Origin of the sequence: Streptomyces sp. UNOB3_S3, from assembly GCF_020740895.1 — a bacterium.
Taxonomy (GTDB): domain Bacteria; phylum Actinomycetota; class Actinomycetes; order Streptomycetales; family Streptomycetaceae; genus Streptomyces.
The window spans coordinates 1-18,862 of sequence record NZ_JAILXP010000117.1 but is presented as its reverse complement, the minus strand read 5'-3'; the positions used below and the strand labels follow the sequence as shown (position 1 = coordinate 18,862).

13 protein-coding genes are annotated in these 18,862 nt (G+C 72.8%); 9 read left to right on the top strand and 4 right to left on the bottom strand.

The features are described 5' to 3' along the window. The 4 genes from K6I33_RS15205 to K6I33_RS15190 all read left to right on the top strand — a co-directional run. Positions 1-1,023: family 2 encapsulin nanocompartment cargo protein terpene cyclase (locus tag K6I33_RS15205; protein WP_229352064.1), on the top strand; the 1,023-nt coding region annotated here is incomplete at its 5' end. Between the two features lie 40 nt (positions 1,024-1,063). Continuing rightward, positions 1,064-1,924 carry a geranyl diphosphate 2-C-methyltransferase gene (locus tag K6I33_RS15200; RefSeq protein ID WP_229352063.1) on the top strand — a complete coding sequence of 287 codons (861 nt, stop codon included), beginning with the start codon at positions 1,064-1,066 and terminating at the stop codon, positions 1,922-1,924. A gap of 135 nt (positions 1,925-2,059) precedes the next feature. Continuing rightward, positions 2,060-3,322, top strand: coding sequence for a M20 family metallopeptidase (locus K6I33_RS15195; RefSeq protein WP_229352059.1), 1,263 nt, complete (start codon positions 2,060-2,062; stop codon positions 3,320-3,322). A gap of 31 nt (positions 3,323-3,353) precedes the next feature. Beyond that, positions 3,354-3,896 (top strand): hypothetical protein, encoded by a 543-nt coding sequence (locus K6I33_RS15190; protein WP_229352058.1) that lies wholly within the window; start codon positions 3,354-3,356, stop codon positions 3,894-3,896. Between the two features lie 64 nt (positions 3,897-3,960). Here the strand turns inward: K6I33_RS15190 and K6I33_RS15185 are convergent, their stop codons facing one another. Continuing rightward, the gene (locus tag K6I33_RS15185; protein ID WP_229352057.1) at positions 3,961-4,356 is read right to left on the bottom strand and encodes a DUF5997 family protein; all 396 of its coding nucleotides are present in this window, start codon (positions 4,354-4,356) and stop codon (positions 3,961-3,963) included. Positions 4,357-4,413: 57 nt separating this feature from the next. On the opposite strand from K6I33_RS15185, the gene K6I33_RS15180 reads away from it, so the two are divergent. From K6I33_RS15180 to K6I33_RS15170, 3 genes are all read left to right on the top strand, one after another. Next, the gene (locus tag K6I33_RS15180; RefSeq protein ID WP_229352056.1) at positions 4,414-5,205 is read left to right on the top strand and encodes a LysR family substrate-binding domain-containing protein; all 792 of its coding nucleotides are present in this window, start codon (positions 4,414-4,416) and stop codon (positions 5,203-5,205) included. Between the two features lie 239 nt (positions 5,206-5,444). Then, complete coding sequence (locus K6I33_RS15175) at positions 5,445-6,491, top strand: cation diffusion facilitator family transporter (protein ID WP_229352055.1); 1,047 nt, start codon at positions 5,445-5,447, stop codon at positions 6,489-6,491. A gap of 228 nt (positions 6,492-6,719) precedes the next feature. After that, complete coding sequence (locus tag K6I33_RS15170) at positions 6,720-14,348, top strand: LamG-like jellyroll fold domain-containing protein (RefSeq protein ID WP_229352054.1); 7,629 nt, start codon at positions 6,720-6,722, stop codon at positions 14,346-14,348. Here K6I33_RS15170 and K6I33_RS15165 read toward each other — a convergent pair. Then, positions 14,330-15,883, bottom strand: a complete 1,554-nt coding sequence (locus K6I33_RS15165) for an FAD-dependent monooxygenase (RefSeq protein WP_229352053.1) — start codon at positions 15,881-15,883, stop codon at positions 14,330-14,332. The genes K6I33_RS15170 and K6I33_RS15165 overlap by 19 nt on opposite strands. A 124-nt stretch (positions 15,884-16,007) precedes the next feature. Here K6I33_RS15165 and K6I33_RS15160 point away from each other — a divergent pair, with 124 nt between their 5' ends. Further along, on the top strand, positions 16,008-16,643 hold the full coding sequence (locus K6I33_RS15160; RefSeq protein ID WP_229352052.1) for a hypothetical protein: 636 nt from the start codon (positions 16,008-16,010) through the stop codon (positions 16,641-16,643). On the opposite strand, the gene K6I33_RS15155 is transcribed toward K6I33_RS15160, so the two are convergent. After that, positions 16,624-17,856 carry an ATP-grasp domain-containing protein gene (locus K6I33_RS15155; protein WP_229352050.1) on the bottom strand — a complete coding sequence of 411 codons (1,233 nt, stop codon included), beginning with the start codon at positions 17,854-17,856 and terminating at the stop codon, positions 16,624-16,626. The two genes, K6I33_RS15160 and K6I33_RS15155, sit on opposite strands and share 20 nt — an antisense overlap. 91 nt (positions 17,857-17,947) lie before the next feature. On the opposite strand from K6I33_RS15155, the gene K6I33_RS15150 reads away from it, so the two are divergent. Beyond that, complete coding sequence (locus tag K6I33_RS15150) at positions 17,948-18,571, top strand: TIGR00645 family protein (protein ID WP_229352048.1); 624 nt, start codon at positions 17,948-17,950, stop codon at positions 18,569-18,571. Positions 18,572-18,584: 13 nt separating this feature from the next. On the opposite strand, the gene K6I33_RS15145 is transcribed toward K6I33_RS15150, so the two are convergent. Then, a partial coding sequence (locus tag K6I33_RS15145) for a malic enzyme-like NAD(P)-binding protein (protein ID WP_308297172.1) occupies positions 18,585-18,862 on the bottom strand: 278 nt, incomplete at its 5' end.

Sequence of the window (18,862 nt, the reverse complement as noted above, 5' to 3'; positions counted from 1 at the left end):
CCCGAGCAGCCCGTGGACGCGGACTCCGGTGGCTCCGGGGACGCCTCGGGGGCCTCGGGCCCCTCCGTGCGCGTACCGCCGCTCTACTGCCCCGGCGCCGAGCGCGACGACCCCGCCCTCGGCGAGGAGGTGAACAACCGGCTCGTCGAATGGGCCGAGGAGGTCGGCATCTTCCAGGGCAGGCTGGAGCGGCTGCGGTCCCACAACTTCGGGCGGCTGTTCATGCTCGCCCACCCCGACACCGACGACCCCGAGCGCATCCTGACCGCCGCCCGCTGCGGGCTCGCCGAATGGGCCGTGGACGACCACTGGGTCGACGAAGGGGAGGACACCTCCCCCGAACTGGTCGGGCCGCGCCTGGGCATGGCCCACGCCGTCGTCGACCCCGTCCGGCTCCCGGCCCGCTATCTGGCGCACTTCGAGGACATCGTGCGCAAGGAGCCCGTCCTGCGCGCCTTCCGCTCCTGCCTCGACCACCTGGCGCGCATCGCCACCCCCACCCAGGTGGCCCGGCTGCGCCACGAACTGGCCGTGATGTTCGTGGGCTACAACCATGAAGCGGGGTGGCGCGGCGCCGGGCGGCGGCCCGCGGTGTGGGAGTACCTGCTGCACCGCTACGAGAACGCCTTCTACCCGTGCATGGTCCTCATCGACCCCGTCGGCGGCTACGAGCTCCCCGCGGCGGAGTTCGCCGACGCGCGCGTACGCCGCACGTATCTCTACGCCGGCACGGCCAACGTGCTGCTCAACGACCTTTATTCGATGACCAAGGAAGACCCCACCGACACCAATCTGCCCAACCTCATCGCCGCCGAGGAAAACTGCTCGCTCCAGGAGGCCGTGAACCGCGCCGCCTGCATCCACGACGAGCTGATGCACACGGTGGAGGCCGAGTGCGCCGTCCTGAGCGCGGCCGGTTCCCCCGAGCTCCGGCGCTATCTCGCCGGGCTGTGGGCCTGGATGGGCGGGAGCAAGGAGTGGCACGCGACCAGTCCCCGGTACCACGGCGCATCTACCCAGTGAATCCTTACCAGTTCATCAGCAAGCGGAAAGAGAAGACACGGTGACCATTCAGGAGATCAGCCCCGCCTCGGTTCTCGCCAGTGCCTACCAGCGGTCCGTCGCCGACTACTGGAACCGGGAGAAGAACCCCGTCAATCTCCGGCTCGGCGAGGTGGACGGCTTCTACCACCACCACTACGGCGTCGGCGACGTCGACTGGTCCGTCCTGGAGGGGCCCGAGGAGACCCGCGACGAGCGGATCACCGCCGAGCTCCACCGTCTGGAGTGCGCCCAGGCCGAGGTGCTGCTCGACCACCTCGGCAATGTCACCCCCGACGACCGCCTGATGGACTCCGGGTCGGGCCGCGGCGGCGGCAGCCTCGTCGCCAACCGCCGCTTCGGCTGTAACGTCGACGGCGTCTCCATCTCGGAGACGCAGGTCGCGTTCGCCAACGAGCAGGCCGAGAAGCACGGCGTGTCCGACAAGGTGCGCTTCCACCTGAAGAACATGCTGGACACCGGCTTCGAGAGCGGCCGCTTCCGGGCCATCTGGAACAACGAGAGCACCATGTACGTGGACCTCTCCCAGCTGTTCCCGGAGTACGCGCGGATGCTCCGGCACGGCGGCCGGTACGTGACCATCACCGGCTGCTACAACGACACCTACGGGCTGCCGTCCCGGGCCGTCAGCGAGATCAACGCCCACTACATCTGCGACATCCACCCGCGCAGCAGCTACTTCAAGGAGATGGCGGCCAACCGGCTCGTCCCGGCCGCCGTCGTGGACCTCACCGAGGCCACGATCCCGTACTGGGAGCTGCGCGCCCAGTCGCCGCTCGCCACGGGCATCGAGAAGGCGTTCCTGACCGCGTACAAGGACGGCAGCTTCCAGTACCTGCTGATCGCCGCCGACCGCGTCTGACCCCGGCCGGCCCCTCCCGGTCCCCGGCGGCCCGCCGCCGGGGACCGGAACGCTCCGGCGCACGCCCCCGTGCACGCCCCGGTGCACGTCAACTCCCTTGTTTCCAAGGGGGCTCCGATGTGTTTCGATGCCCGCATGAGTCAGAAGGACGGGATCCCGGGACCGGAGCTGCTCGCCGAGGCCCGCGAGCTCCTGCCGGACGTCGTGGCCGTGCGCCGGCGCATCCACCGCGACCCGGAGCTGGGCACGCACCTGCCCCGCACCCAGCGCACGGTCCTGGACGCGCTCGCCGGCCTGGACGTGACGACGACCACCGGCCGGAGCCTGAGCTCCGTCGTGGCCGTGCTCGAAGGGGCGCGCCCCGGAGGGACCGTCCTGCTGCGCGCGGACATGGACGCGCTGCCCCAGCAGGAGAACACCGGCCTCGACTACGCCTCCCGGGTGCCCGGCGTCATGCACGCGTGCGGCCACGACACCCACACCGCCATGCTCATCGGGGCGGCGCGCCTGCTCGCGGCCCGCAGGGAACGGCTGGCGGGGCGCGTGGTGTTCATGTTCCAGCCCGCCGAGGAACTCGGCGGCGGCGCCCAGCACATGATCGACGAAGGGGTGCTGGGCGGCACGGACGGCCCACCGGTCGACGGGGCGTTCGCCCTGCACATCAACGCCCGGCACGCCTCCGGCACCGTCCACCTCCGGGCCGGCACCCAGTACGCGGCCGCCGACTCCGTGCGGATCACCGTGCGCGGGCGCGGCGGGCACGCGGCCGGCCCGCACAAGGCCCTCGACCCCGTCCCCGTCGCCTGCGAGATCGTCCAGGCCCTCCAGACGATGGTCACGCGGACCGTCGACGTCTTCGAACCGGCCGTCCTCACGATCACCACCGTCACGGCGGGCCGCGCGTTCAACGTCATCCCGGAGACCGCCGAACTGGTCGGCACCTACCGCACGCTCTCCGAGGCGAGCCGCCGCGCCGTGCGCGAGGGCATCGCCCGGGTGGCCCACGGGGTCGCCGCCGCCCACGCCATGACCGCCGAGGTCGACCTGCCCGAGGGCTACCCTCCCGTGCGCAACGACCCGGCCTTCACCGCCGGCGTCCGGCACGCGCTCTCCGCCGTCCTGGGACCGTCCGCCGTGCACGACCTTCCCCACCCCACCATGGGAGGGGAGGACTTCTCGTACGTGCTGCGCCGCGTCCCCGGCGCGATGGCGTTCCTCGGCGCGTGCCCGCCGGGCGCGGTGCCGGGGACGGCCCCGGACAACCACTCCGACCGCGTGGTCCACGACGAGCGGGCCCTGGCCGTCGGCGTCGCGGCGCACTGCGCGGTGGCCGAGGGCTTCCTCGCCATGGCCCCGGGGGCCGCGCCGTGGCACGCTGACCGGAGCGCATCCACCTGAAACATCGTCAGGAGCAGTCCGAGGAGGAGTCGTGCTGTACGCCTTTGGGTTCGAACGGATCGGCGTGGTGGCCAGTGACCTCTACTTCATCGACCCCCATCCGACACCGGGACAGGAAGGCGCCGAGCACGGCGTGCGGCTGGAGGTCCGGCTGCTCCGGCGAGAGCCCCTGACGGGAACCATCTACGCCGCGCGGCCCATCGTCGTCGACCGTCCTCTGTGGCGGGCCGATCTGCTGGAGTCGGTGGACGGCCCGGCCGGCAGCCTGGACCGCGCCCACCACCCGAGGTTCGACGGCTGGAACCCGGGAGCGCGCGTCTTCGACGAGGAGCTGTCGACCGCGCCCCTGGACTGGGTCGCCGGGAAGCTGACGGACCTGGACGCCCTGCTGGCGGAGGCCGGAGTGGCGGCGGACGAGGCCGGGCCGCACGACGCGGCGGAGCTCAGGAGCGCGACGCCCGACATCATGGCGGCCGTGCGCAGGCTGCTCGACGGGGTGGCCAAGGGAGAGCTGGCCCGCCCGCCGGCCGGGGCCGGGGAGAACCTCACCAGCGCTCGCGTCAGCTGGCTGTGAGAGCGCGGAGGGCGCCCGTCGGCACACGGCCGGGGCGCCCTCCGGAAGGCATGGACCAGGACCGTCAGCGGCCCTTCTGCTCCTGCTTCTGCTTGTTCTTCTCCTTGATGCGGACCGTCTCCTTGCGGACCTCGGCCTGGGTGGCGCGCTCCTTCTGGAGCCACTCCGGGGACTCGTCCTTCAGCGCTTCGATCTGCTCCGTGGTGAGCGCCTCGGTGATCCCGCCACGGGCCAGACCCGAGATCGAGACACCGAGCTTCGCCGCGACCACCGGACGCGGGTGCGGGCCGTTCTGGCGCAGCTCGCGCAGCCACTCCGGCGGGTCGGCCTGAAGAGCGTTGAACTCGTCGCGCGTGACGACACCCTCCTGGAACTCGGTGGGGGTGGCTTCGAGGTACACACCCAGCTTCTTCGCCGCGGTCGCGGGCTTCATGGTCTGGGTGCTCTGGTGCGACGTCATGGTTCAAGGATATCGAGCGTGTGCGCCCCCGAAGACCACGCCCGGTAACCTGGCCGGGTGACAGGCTCGGAAGTACCCCCTACCCCGTTCCGGCTCGCCTACGTACCGGGCGCGACCCCCGCCAAATGGGTGCGGATCTGGAACGAGCGACTGCCGGACACCCCGCTGGACCTCGTCGCGACGCCCGCCGCCGACGTGCCGGACGCGCTGCGCCGCGGTGACGCCGACGCGGGGCTCGTCCGGCTGCCCGTCGACCGCGCGTACTTCAGCGCCATCCCCCTCTACACCGAGACCACGGTGGTGGTGATCCCGAAGGATCACCTCATCGCGGCGTTCGAGGAGGTGGCCGTGGCGGACCTGGCCGACGAGATCGTCTTCCACCCCCTCGACGACACCCTCGACTGGGGGGAGGGGCTGCCGGGGCGGCCCGCGATCGAGCGCCCCGCCACGACGGGCGACGCCATCGAGCTGGTCGCGGCGAACGTGGGCGTGCTCCTCGTCCCGCAGTCGCTCGCCCGGCTGCACCACCGCAAGGACCTCACGTACCGGACGGTCACGGACGCCCCGCAGTCGAGCGTCGCGCTGTCCTGGCCCGAGGAGCGGACCACCGACATGGTGGAGGACTTCATCGGCATCGTCCGCGGCCGGACCGTGAACAGCTCCAGGGGCCGACGCCCCGGCGCGGCCGAGCAGCCGAAGGACCAGCGCAAGGAGAAGAGCCCCGAGCGGCGGAAGCCGGCGGCCGGCAAGACGGCGAGTGGCAGGACGGCGGGCCGGGGCGCCTCCGGCGGCTCCCGCTCCGGCGCCTCCCGGACCGCCAAGCGCGGCAAGCCCGGCCGCCGGGGTTGACGGAGGCACCGGGCGCCCGGCGTGACGGCGCGGGCGCCCGGCGCACGGCACGGTGTTTGCTCCATGGTTCTGAAAGCGATTACCAGCTGCATCGGGAACCTCGCCCCTCCGGGATAAAACCGCAGGTCAGAGGGGTGTTAACGGTATTGGAAACCGATGCCGTTGCAGCCTTTGCGCACCCGGTGAATCATGTTGTTCACTCGCTGGCGAAGCCCCCGACGAGGCAGCCAGGAGGCACCGTGCCCGGCCACACCCATACCCATGACCACGCCCCCGGCGGACCCGCCCACAGCCACGACCACGGCTCCGGGCACGGCGGGCACAGCCACGGCGTCGCCGCCGACGCCGACCGCCGGTGGCTGACCATCGCCCTGACACTGATCACCGTGTTCATGGCCGTCGAGGTCACCATCGGCGTCCTCGCCCGCTCCCTGGCTCTGATCTCCGACGCGGCCCACATGCTCACCGACGCTGCCTCGATCGTGCTCGCGCTCATCGCGATGCGGCTGGCGGTCCGGCCCGCCCGGGGCGGATACACCTACGGCCTCAAGCGCGCCGAGATACTCTCCGCCCAGGCCAACGGCCTCACGCTCGTCCTCCTCGCCGCCTGGCTCGGCTACGAGGCCGTGCGCCGCCTGATCAACCCGCCCGACGTCGAGGGCGGCCTGGTCTTCTTCACCGCGCTCGCCGGCATCGCCGTCAACATCGCGGCCGCGTGGTGCATCTCCAAGGCCAACCGCAGCTCGCTGAACGTCGAGGGCGCCTTCCAGCACATCCTCAACGACCTCTACGCCTTCATCGGCACCGCCGTCGCCGGACTCGTCGTCATGCTCACCGGCTTCGCCCGCGCCGACGCCATCGCCACCCTCGCCGTCGTCGCCCTCATGCTCAAGGCCGGCTTCGGCCTGATCAGCGCCTCCGGCCGGATCTTCCTGGAGGCGGCCCCCGCCGGCATCGACCCCGACGCGGTCGGCGACCGCATGGCCGCCGCCGACCAGGTCGTCGAGATCCACGACCTCCACATCTGGCAGATCACCTCCGGCCAGCCCGCCCTGTCGGCCCACGTCCTGGTCACCCCCGGCGGCGACTGCCACACCGTGCGCCGCCGCCTCCAGCACCAGCTGCGCGAGGACTACGGCATCACCCACGCCACCCTCCAGGTCGACCACCTCGGCGAGGACCAGGACGAGGAGGCGCTCCTCCAGATCGCCGCCCCCACGGGCGGGCGGGCACACTCCGAGGACACCCACGGCCCCGTCCACCGGCCCGGCCCCCACGACCACTGAGACGACACCGTTCCGCCCGGTGCCCGCGAAGGACGACTTCGCGGGCACCGGGCGGTCGCCGTTTCCGGACATGGTGGCGCGATGACTCCCTTGACGGGGAATTCCCGCTGGTCAATCGTGTGACGGCCGCGCACGCCCGGGGGAGCGGCGCAGGCCGCAAGGGGCCGGTCGGCCCTTTGTCCCACGACTTCCGGCGTGCGCTGCCGCACGCCCTCCCGAGGAGTGTCCTTGTCCGGCGAACAGCACCTGCTGAAGGTCTACAGCGACCGTTCCTACGTCCATACCACCACCGTTCGCCACCAGGGCACCACCATCGCCCTGGCCATGGACGACCGGCGGCGCCTCGTCTACACCGTCCTGGACCTCGCCCGGCACGACGAGGCCAAGGGCGAGCTCGACGCCGCCTACTGGTCGGAGAACCCGCTCCCGCTCCGCTTCCCCTCCGAGATCACGGACGTGGGCTTCGCCGCCGTCGGCGCCACCGCGCTGCCCGTCGTCAAGAACGGCGGCAGAGTGGAGGCGGCGCCAGGCGAGCGGCTGGACGCCGAGGAGACCGACCCCTTCCTGTCCACGACCGCCCGGCTCACCGCCCCGGCCCCCTTCCACGCCCTCTCCGACGGCACCCACATCGTCGTCCTGCGCCAGTCCGTCGCCGCCGAACACCCCGACGCCGTCCACAAGCTGACCGGCGGGGCCTCCTCCGGCGACCCGGACCGCGCGGACTACGTCAAGGACGCCGCCGGAGCCAAGGTGCCCCTCGTCGCCGACACCCTCCTGTGCGACCGGTTCTTACTCGTCGGCGGCGAGCTCAAGCCCGTCCTGGAGGCCCGCTACCGCCGCAGCCGCCACCGGACCCGGCCCGACTCGGCCAAGGACAGCCTGGGCACGACCGACATGGAAGGCCGCCCCTTCCACGAGCCCACGCAGGAGCTGTCGTTCGTCCGCCACCTCTCCGGCGGGCGCTTCACCGCCCTGCTCGTCCCCACCGCCGTCCACGGACAGCAGCGCTGGCAGATCTTCGCGCACAACGACGTCACGGGCCGCGTCGACTCCTTCAACATCGAGCAGGGCAAGGACGGCCTGTTCAACCTCCAGGGCACCCAGGCATGGACCAGCCCCGACCCCGCCCACCGGAACGCCGTCTACGAACCGGGCCCCGGCACCTGCCCGTTCACCGGCCTGCCCCTGATACCCGTCGTCAGCACCGAGGGCCACACCGAGACAGCGCTGGTCTTTGGCGAGGGCGACGCCCACGTGCGAATACCGCAGGGACCCGAGCTGGCGGGGCGCGACTTCACCGTGGAGTTCTGGGCGCGGCGCACCACCCACGGCCGCCAGGAGTTCCTCCTCGGCCACGGCGACGAGGCCGGCAGCCCGAGGAACTCCCTCCACATCGGCTTCCGCGAGGACAACCGGTTCACCTTCGCCTTCTACGCCGAGGACCTCAACGCCGACGTACGGACCGAGGACACCGCCTGGCACCACTGGGCCTGCGTCTACGAGGACACCGCCCGCCGCCAGACGGTCTACCGCGACGGCGAGGCCGTCGGCAGCCGCACCACGGGCGGCGGCTACACCGGCACCGGCGCCCTGCTGCTCGGCCGCGCTCTCGCCCAGGGCGCCCGCGCCGAGCTGGACGAGGTACGGATCTGGGACCGCGCCCGCACCGCCGACGAACTCAAGCGCGACAGGAGCGTGCGCCTCATCGGCAACGACCCCGGGCTCGTCGCCTACTACCGCTTCGACGAGGGCTCCGGCACCCGCCTCCACGACCAGACCGACCACGCCCGCCACGGCGAACTCATCGGCGGCCCGAAGTGGGTGACCTCCGAGGCCCCCATCGGCGACCACCCCGGCGTGCGCCGCGACAGCTTCGCCGTCGCCGGCCGCAAGACCGTCTCGGGGCTCTCCGCCGTCCTCTACCACCAGCAGGAGGAGACCACCACGGGCTACGGCCAGGAGCCCAAGCCCGCCAAGCGGCAGGCCCGCGTCCTGCTGTCGTACGCCACGGCCGGACCCGACCCGAGGACGGGCGCGGAGACCGAGGACGCGTACCTCGCCACCGTCGACTTCGGCGTCGGACGCGACGGACGCCTCGCCCAGGTGCCGGACGAGCTGGCGCTGCCGGTGCTGGCCGCGCCGGAGGGCAGCTCCGACGTCGAGACGATCAGCGAGCTGGACGCCCGGATACGGGAGCTCGTCCAGGACATCGCCGCCAAGGAGACCGAGGTCGCCGACCTCGCCCGGCAGACCACCGATGTGCCGGAGCTGGAGCGGCTCCGCGAGGCGTTCTACGCCAAGTGGCAGGAGATCGACGGCTGGACGTGCCGTCTCCGCTTCAAGAACACCCGGGACGGCAAGCCGCAGTACCTCGCGGTGAAGGACGACGGCGCGGGGAGCGAACCGCCGCTGATCAGGACCTCCGACAAGGAGGCGAAGTCGGCGCTGTGGGCCGTCATGATGCCCCCGGGGATCTCCTGGAGCGGCCCCGTGCCCTACCTCCTGCACAATCCGCACACCGGCAAGGACATGAACGTCGCCGGTGAGCGCCGGGACGACGACGCGCCCCTGATCGTGTGGCAGCGGCAGGCCGGCGCCTGGAACACCCACTTCCACGTCCAGGAGCGCGGCGACGGCTTCAGCACCGTCGTCAACCGGTACAGCGGCAAGGCGGTCTGCGCCCCCGACCGGCTCGGCGACCGCGTCGTCCAGTACGACCCGGCCGCGGTCACCGAGTCCGGCGAGGGACTGTTCGTCATCGAGCGCGTCGCCCTCCACGACCTCTCCGGCTCCGCCTTCCGTGACGCGGCCAAGCGCGTGGAGGCCCTCGACGCCCAGCTCGCCGAGCTCCGCCCCAAACGCGATCTGCTGGAGCGCCGCCGCCGCGAGATCGAGGCCGGCCAGGCCGAGCTGACGGCCAAGCGCGACGAGCTCGCCCGTCTCACCGGCGGCCTCAAGGGCGCCGACGACATCGCGCTGCCCGTACCCCGGCTCTCCCTCGACCGCACCGGTCTGAGCGCCTCCGGCGCACTGCTGGCCTTCGCCCGCTCGGCCGACCGGCCGTATCTGCTGGACAGCGCCACCGGCAACGTCGTGCTGTACTTCCGCGGCACCAACGGACAGTTCTTCGCCACCTACTACGACACCACGGTCCTGCGCTCCTCCCGCAGGCTGACGGCGGGCGACGGTCAAGCGGTCACCTTTACCGCCCGCGACTCCGGCACCGGGCTGGGATCGGTGACGATCCGCGTCACCGCCGGTGACGGACCCGGCCTGTGCGACGTGACCATCGAGCGGGGCGAGGAGCGCGAGACCTGGCGGGGGCTGCCGCGCCACGCGGCCGACTTCGCCGCGATCGTCAACGGGGCCCCGGAGGAGCCCGTCACGATCGGCGTGGTGAAGTCGTTCGACGCGACCAGCCGACTCCTGTCCGGCGGCAAGGCCGGCGACGTGGTCGGCGGTGAGCTCCGGCTCGCCGAACCCCTCTCCGTCTCCCTGCCCGCCGGTACACCCGTGACCATCGGCGGCCACCTCTACCTCACGGGGGCCGGCTACGCGCCGGGAGCCGCGAGGCTCCTGCTGGACGCCGGCGAGGGCGGCCCCGAGCCGCAGCCGGGCGAGCCCGTCCAGCGGCTGCGCCACGACCACCGCCGCGCCTCCTCCAACCGCCCCGGCGTCCCGCTCTCCGCGGGCTCCCGGCTGGTGCTGGCCGACCCGGGCACCGCCCGGGAGGTCCCGCTCGGCGAGGTCTCGGACCTCGTCGCCGGGCACGGCTGCCGCTGGCGTGCCGACAAGCCGGGCCGGGCGTACTCCTTCGACGGGCGGCAGAACGTCCTCACCCTGCCGCAGGAGCGGCTGGACCGGGTGGCTGTGGCCCGCGACCTGACGCTGGAGGCGTGGGTCAACCCCGAGACGGTGTCCGGCGCGGCCAGGATCGTCCACGCCGGCACCGGCGACGTCCCGTACACCCTGGGTCTGCTAGCCCCGGCGGCGACCGTCGTGCCCGCCCTGTCCTTCGACGGCAAGAGCGGCGTGGCCATGACCGAGAAGGGCTTCAGCCTCGCGGGCCAGTCCTTCACGGTGGAGTTCTGGGCCCGGCGCACCACGGAATGGAACGGCAAGGCGCAGTACGTCGTCGGCCACGGCACGTCGCACGGCAGCACCAGGGGCGCCCTGCACATCGGCTGGCGCGAGGGCAGCGCCTTCACGTTCGCCTTCTACGGCGACGACCTCACCACCGACTACGGGTACGCCGAGACCGACTGGCACCACTGGGCCTGCACCTTCGACGCGACCACCCGCGAACAGGTGATCTACCGGGACGGCGTCGAGGAGATCCGGCGCACCGCCTCCGCCGCGTACCAGGGAGACGGGCTCTTCAGCTTCGGCAGCCACTTCGGCGGCTGGGTGCCCGACTACGCCGCCGTCGAGATGGACGAGGTCCGGCTCTGGGGCACCGCCCGCACCGCCGCCGGGATCCGGGAGCTGAAGAACCGGCGGCTGACCGGCAAGGAGTCCGGCCTGATGGGCTACTGGCCCGGCGCCGACCCGCTCGCCCAGGTGGGCGGCAAGCCCGGCGTCCTGGACCGCTCCGGCCAGGACCGGCACGTCTACCTGCGCGGCGGCGTCACCACCACGACCGCGCCCGCCGCGCTCGACCAGGCCGCGGACACGTCGTACCGGATCGTCGCCGGGGCCGGCGACCGGCTGGTGGCCACCCGTGACACCTTCGCCCCGCACGAGTGGACCCACCTCGCCGCCGCCTACGAGCAGTCCTGGGCCGTCGAGCTCTCCGACGGCGCGTACCTGGAGGCGCCCGACAACGACGCGCTCGACATCGCCGACGACCTCACCGTCGAGGTCTTCTGCCGCGTCGCCGCCCTCGGCGCGACGCAGGGCCTGCTCTCCAAGGGCCGCACCGCCGACGGCTCCGGCGGCAGCGTCCCGTACCGGCTGCTCGTCCTGCCCGACGGAAAGCTGGAGTTCGGCTTCGAGGAGCCGGACGGCCGCCTCGTGCGCTTCACCTCCACCGAGGCCGTCGCCGCCGGAACGTTCCACCGCCTCGCCGTCGTCCGCAAGAGCGGCCGGTCCACGCAGGAACGCAAGGGCAACAAGGAGATCACCGCGACGGGCGCCGACGGCAAGCCCGTCAAGCAGACCGTCGAGCTCGTGGAGTCCGTCGACATCCAGGAGTGGCAGGACATCCGCTTCTTCATCGACGGCCGCGAGGCCGGCACCTTCCGCTACGAGGGGCCCGGCGCCAAGGGCAACACCGGCACCCTGGACATCGGCCGGGCCCGCACGGGCCTGGACGTCCACTCCTTCACCGGTGTCGTCGCCGAGGTCCGGCTGTGGGGCCTCGCCCGTGACACCGCGCGGCTCGGCACGCCCGTCTCCGCCCGCGACCGCGGCCTGACCGCCCAGTGGCGCTTCGAGGAGAACGCCGGCAACACCGCCGCCGACACCACCGGCTCGCACCCCGCCCGGCTGCGCGGCGCCCGCTGGACCCGCAACCCCGACCCGCGCGGCAGCGCCTTCCGGATCTACCGCAACGGCGTCTCCGTGGCCTGCGACCCCCTCGACGGCAAGGACTTCACCGACTTCACCGACTACGGCGACACCCAGCTCTCCCTCGGCGCCCGCCTCAAGGACGGCCAGGTCACCCAGCCCTTCCACGGCATCCTGGAGGAGGTCCGCGTCTGGCGCACCGCCCGCACCCAGGAGCAGGTCCTCGACAACCTCTTCACCCGCCTCAAGGGCGAGAAGGAGGACCTGATCGCCTACTGGTCCTTCGACCGCGCCTCCACCGACGAGAGCGCCGGCCTGGTCCGCGACGAGGGCCTGCGCGGCAACGACCTCACCCTGGCCGCCGCCTCCCGCCGCCCCGCCGCCGTCCTGTCCACCGCGCCCGTCTCCAGCGACACCGCCCAGGTCCGCTCGGCCCTGGCCGCCATGCGCACCCCCTTCCACGAGACGGTCTCCGGCTCGCCCGCCGTCGCCGAGTACGCGGACATGCAGTACACCGCCAAGGGCGATGCCTTCGGCGTGCTCAAGCGCGCGTACGGCTATCTCCGCGACGGCCGCTGGCACCTGGTCACCGGCTACAAGGTCGGCGACCTGGTCAGCGAGTGGGTCAGCCAGGTGCAGTTCGACCCCCAGCTCGTCGGCTACATCGAGGGCGCGCCCCCGGTGCCGTCGGAGAACCTCACCCCCAACACCGTCGACCCCGACCGCGCCACCTACGACGGGGTGGCGTCGGTGGAGTTCACCCAGGCCGAGCAGGTCGTCCACTCGCTGTCGTCGGCCAAGGAGCGCAGCGTCGACGCGGCGTTCAGCTTCGCCCTCTCCAACGAGGTCGACGTCGACATGTGGATGATCGCCGCACCGCTGGGCTTCGGCGTCGCCAAGTCCATGGCCAAGGCCAAGGTGTCGGTGGGCGTGCGCGGCAGCCTGGAGTTCTCCAACAGCTGGGCCGACGAGACCGCCGTCTCGCAGGGCGAGAACACCTCCCGCGCCATGAAGGTCGAGCTGGCCGGCAGCTGGGAGGACCCGCGCGGGCCCCTCAACGCGGCGGTGGGCCGCCGCTATGTGCCCTCCAACATGGGCTTCGCGCTCGTCCAGTCCCAGACCGCCGACGTCTTCGCGCTGCGCCTCGCGCACAGCGGCTCCCTCGTCGCCTACCGCATCCAGCCCAACCCCGACATCCCCAAGGACTGGAACGTCGTCCCCTTCCCCATCAACCCCCGCTACACCAAGCAGGGCACGCTGGACGGCACGATCGGCTACGACGAGCGCGGCAAGGTCCTCGACCCCGACTACGCGGGCGCCCGCGACCACGGCGAGTACAGCTACTACAAGCCGCGCGAGGCCTACGCCGTCAAGCGGCGCATCCAGCGCGAGCAGCAGCGGCTGCGCGGCTACTACGAGTCCGTGTCGACCGAGACCCACGCCCCCGACCCCACCGCCGAGCGGGCGGGCCGGGTACTGGGCGGCGCGATCGGCGGCGACACCGCGCCGGGCAAGGGCCGGGACACCGCCGGCAACACCACCGGCGACGGCTTCTCCCGGCGCGACCTGGTCAACACCTACGTCTGGACGGCCGACGGCGGATTCTTCGCCGAGACCACCGAGACCACCGACGCCGTCAGCGAGACGACCTCCGGCTCGTACTCGCTGTCCGGCTCGGTGGGCGCGTCCGTCGGCACGTCCTTCGACATCATGGGCGTCGGCGTCAACGCCCAGCTCGACGCGGCCGTCGGCGGCGGCATGTCCGTCACCCGGGCCCGGGGCAAGGAGGCCACCCGCTCCTTCGGCCTCGGCGTCCAGTGCGCCCCCTCGGGCAACCTCCAGCAGTACGACGCCAACCGCAAGCCCGTCTTCGACGCCGACGGCAAGCCCGTCAACGCGCCCGGCAAGGTGGACGCCTACCGGTTCCTCAGCTTCTACCTGGGCGAGGACACCGAGCACTTCGACACCTTCTTCCACAAGGTCGTCGACCCCACCTGGCTGGAGAACGGCACCGACCCCAACGCCGCCGCCCTGCGCCAGGCCCGCCAGTCGGACCGCAAGCCGCCGTGCTGGCGCGTGATGCACCGCGTCACGTTCGTCAGCCGGCTGCTGCCGCCGGTGGCCGGGGCCGAGGCCCCGCCGCTGGAGCGGGCCATGCGGCAGCTCGACGTGGAGAGCAACTACGAGCTCGTCCGCCGCCTCGACCCGTACGTCAAGGGCGCGGCCACGAGCCTGGCCGAGCTCACCGAGGCCGTGCGCACCGCCCTCGCCACGCACCTGCCCGAGCTGAGCCCGCACACGGCCGACATCACCGGCTTCCTCGCCCAGTACTACGGAGTGGAGGCCTGATGAGCTGACCCGTTCCCGGGCCCGGCCCACGCGGCCAGGGCCCGGGAACGCCCGGCCGCGAGGGCGCCGGGGCCGGACGCGCGGCCGGCCCACGCGATATGGCCGTCGGGCCGGACGAGGACCTCCCGGACACCGTCGAGATCCCGGCGGTCGTCGTACGAAGTGGCCGTGACCACGCGGACACGGCCACCGGCCGTGGGCGGTTCCGTTCCACCGCCCCGGCCCAGGCGCAGCAGGACGAAGCGGCCGTCGCGGAGCAGCTCGTACACACGGGTGGGGCGCGGGGCCGCCGGCGTGGTGAGACCGATGTCGGGCATGCGGCGTCCAGTCAGCGGATCGGCGTCCGGGGCCGTGGGCGGATAGCCGGTGTCGAGGGCGGAGATCCGGCCCGCCAGGTGACGGTTGACCTCCGGCATGCCCAGGAGCGTGTCGAGCAGCTCGCACAGGAGTGCCGCCGGCCGCCCGTACTCCTCGGTCAGGGGAAGCTCCACCAGCAGGGTCTGGGCCCGGGTGCCGTCGGTGACGGCCCGCCCCACGGGGTGGCGCTCGGCGTGGTAGGTGTCCAGCAGGCCCGGGGACGCCCAGCCCCGGACGGTGGCGGCGAGCTTCCAGCCGAGGTTCATCGCGTCCTGGAGCCCGGTGTTCAGACCCTGGGCCCCGACGGGGAAGTGGACATGGGCGGCGTCGCCCGCCAGCAGGATCCGCCCCCGGCGGTAGGACTCGGCGAGCCGGGTGGCGTTGCCGAACCGCGACAGCCACCGGGGCTCGCCGACACCGCAGTCGGTCCCGCACACGCGCGACAGCGACGTACGGAACTCCGCCAAGGTCACCGGCTCCGTGGAGGGCACCCTGATGCGGAGCGGGTCCATGACGACGAACCGCGTCAGCCCCTCCTCCAGCCGGGCGACGAGCACCCCGTGCCGCCGTGCCCGCTCGTTGTGCGCGTGATCCGCCACCGCGAAGTCGCCCACCACGGCCGTCATCGACTCCCGCGTGCCGGGAAAGCCGATGCCCGCCGCCTCCCGGACGAAGCCGCGCCCGCCGTCGCACCCGGCCACATAACCCGCTCGCACGGTGACCACCCTGCCGCCCGGCCCGCGCAGCTCCGTCTCGACACCCGTCGCGGACTGCCGCAGGGCGACGGCCCGGTACCCGCGGTGGACGCGTGCGCCCAGCTCACGTGCCCGTTCCTCCAGGAGCGCCTCGGTACGGGCCTGGGCCAGCAGCAGCGCGTAGGGGTGGCGGGTGTCCAGGGTGGTGAAGTCGAGCCGGCGGGGGAGTGTCGCGGCGAACTGCCAGCCGGGCACGGTCCGGCCGCGTGCGAGGAACCGGTCGGCCAGGCCCCGCATGTCCATCAGCTCGATGCCGCGGGGATGCAGATTGAGCGCCCGTGACTCGCGGTGGGGCGCGTCGCGCCGCTCGGCCACCACCGTGCGCACCCCGGCCAGCGCCAGCTCGCAGGCGAGCAGCAGCCCGGTCGGCCCGGCGCCGACGACGAGCACATCGGTGTCCGTGTCTGTGCTCAGGGACGTCACCCCTCCACCATTCGGCGCGTTCGGACGGGCCGTCAAGGATGTCCGGGCGGCGGGCTTGGCAGACGCCCGGCCCCGCACTGCAATGTGGGGGAGTCGCGCCGGATGCCGTGAGAGGAGTCCGTTCGTGATCCACATGACCGAGACCCTGGCCGTACAGACCGTAGAGGGCTTCCTCACCCCCGAGGAGACCGACGAGCTCACCAAGATCCTGGACGACCACCTCGCCGTCACCGGCTGGGTCCCCGCACGCCCCAGCGAGGGGACGACCCCGCCCGAAGCGGCCCAGGCGATCCTGGACCGGGCCATGCGGCGCGCGCTCCCCGCCCTGCGCCGGGCCTTCCCGTCCGCGACGGGCACCGACCCCTGGCTCTACCACGACCTCGGACCCGGCGACAGGATCCGCTCCCACGTCCACGGCGTCGGCGACCCGGAGGCGCGCCCCCAGCGGATCGCCCGGGTCGCCTTCAACCTCCAGGACGCCGACAGCGGCGGCGAGTTCTATCTGGACACCAGCTCCGCCGACGCCCTGTGGAGCGACGCCACCACCACCGGCGCCGGGGGCCCCGCGCCCGGCACCCGCTTCGTCCACGAGATCACCGCCCGTACCGGCCCGGTGAAGCTCGATTCCCTCCCCCGCACCCGCTGGACCTGCAGCCCGCCGCCCGGAACCACCGTCGTCTACGGAACGCAGCTGGTCCATGGCGTCCTGCCGGTCGTGGAGGGCCGGGTGCGCAAACTCATCACGAACCTCCTCGCCTGACCGACCGGGCGAGCTGAGCGACCGCCTCCTCCGGGGCGTTGAGCAGCACACCGGGCGGCAGGGCCCGCAGCCAGTCGCCCACCGGCCCCGTGGGCAGGCCCGCCGGGACGCCGAGCACGGCCCGCTGGACCCCGCCGTGGGCAGGGCCCGGATTGCCGGGGTTTCCCGGGTACGGCGTCAGCTCGGTGCCGGGCGGGGCGGGCGGCAGGACGACGCCGGGGCGAACGGGCAGCTCGAGCGCGACCCGGCAGGGCTCCGGGCAACGCGCGGGTCCACCGCCGAGCACGGTGTCCGCGTACGCCGCGTGCGGGTCCAGGCCGGTGGCGGCCCGGCTCATATTGGACACACCGCCCAGCCTGCCGTTGAGCTCGATCACCCGGAGCCCGCCGTCGTCGTCGACGGCGAAGTCCATCTGCCACGGTCCGCGGGGCTCGTGGGTCTCCACGATGTCGCCGAGCACGGCGGTCAGTTCCCTACGCGCCCGGTCGGGCAGCGCGGCCGGGGCCACCCGGACCCGTCTGCCCGGGGCGCAGTCGCCGTCGAGCCGGCCCAGGGAGGCCACCGGCCAGGCGACCGTCCGCCCGGGCCGGGACAGCAGCTCCACCGCGAACTCCTCGCCGGTCACCGCCCGCTGGACGAGCACCGGATACGTCACCTCGCCGCACACCCGGTCCAGCCATTCCTCGTCCCGCACGAAGTGCCGCCCCGCGTGGAACTCGCTGCGGGCCTCCTTCACCAGGACGGGGAACCCCAGAGCCCGCCCGGCGGCGCGCACCGCCTCCGCCCGCGCGCAGACCACGCCGCGCGGCACGGGCCAGCCCCGCCGCTCCGCCGTCCGGTGCAGGACCACCTTGTCGCTCGCCAGCACCGCGAACTCCTCCGAGTGGGCGTGGACACGGCGGGCCGTACCGCGCAGCAGGGAGCGGGCGCGGGCGTAGACGGGCAGGAACTGCTCCTGCCCGGGGCAGCCCATGTTGGGGACGGCGACGTCCGCGTCGTGGTCGTCGAGCAGCCGCAGCAGAATCGGCCCGCTCAGGGCGGTGGGCAGCCTGCCGCACACCACGCCGGGCCCCAGGAACCCGTCGAGCCCCGCGAACCCCAGGACGACGACCTCGGCACCGGCCCGCCGCAGCCTGGGCACCAGCCGGTCCGCACGGAACTCGCCCAGCACGACCACCCGCGTTGCCCGTACCCCGTCATGGCCATCACCCACATGAGGGGAATACCCCGTCGGTCGTCTGCGGGAAGCGCCCCGCGGGCATGGCTGCTCCGAGGGCGGTGGCGGGACGGAGGCCGGGGTGGGCGTGCGTGACAAGTACCGTGCCGGGATCGCCGGGCCCGGTGACGGTGCGTTGCCGTCGCTGGGCTACGCCCTGTTCGCCACCCGGTGGCTGCAGGCGCCCCTGTACTTCGGGCTGGTGGCCGCGCAGGCCGTGTACGTGTACGAGTTCTTCGGCGAGTTGCGGAGCCTGGTGCATGGGGTGGTCAGCGGCCAGTCGGACGAGAACCTGGTGATGCTCGGCGTCCTCAAGCTCGTCGACGTCGTGATGATCGCCAACCTGCTGATCATGGTGATCGTCGGCGGATACGAGACGTTCGTCTCCCGCATCGGTCTTCAAGGGCACCGCGATCAGCCGGAGTGGCTGTCGCACGTCAACTCCAATGTGCTGAAGGTCAAGCTCGCCATGGCGATCGTGGGCATCTCCTCGATCCACCTGCTCCAGATGTTCGTCAACATCCACAACACCCCGCGCCAGGAACTGGTCTGGGGCACGACGATCCACCTGGCGTTCATCGCCTCGGCCTGCATCCTCGCCTATATGGCGGGGCCCATGGAGGCCCGTGCCGCCGCGCTCGAACAGCAGATCCACGACGTGCCCGAGCACGTCTCCGCCCCGGCCCCCCGTGGGGAGGGCCGGGGCGGGTAGCCGTCCTGGCGCGTCAGCGCTCCTGGCGGGCGGCGGCCAGCGCCGCGCGCTTGACCGCCGAGGCCACGGCTTCCGTCGCCTTCGCGTTGAAGACGCTGGGGATGATGTAGTTGGCGTTGAGTTCGTCCTCGGCGACGACGTCGGCCAGGGCGCGGGCGGCGGCGAGCATCATGTCGGTGTTGACGGTGCGGGACTGGGCGTCGAGCAGGCCGCGGAAGACGCCGGGGAAGACCAGCACGTTGTTGATCTGGTTGGGGAAGTCCGAACGCCCGGTGGCCACCACGGCGGCGG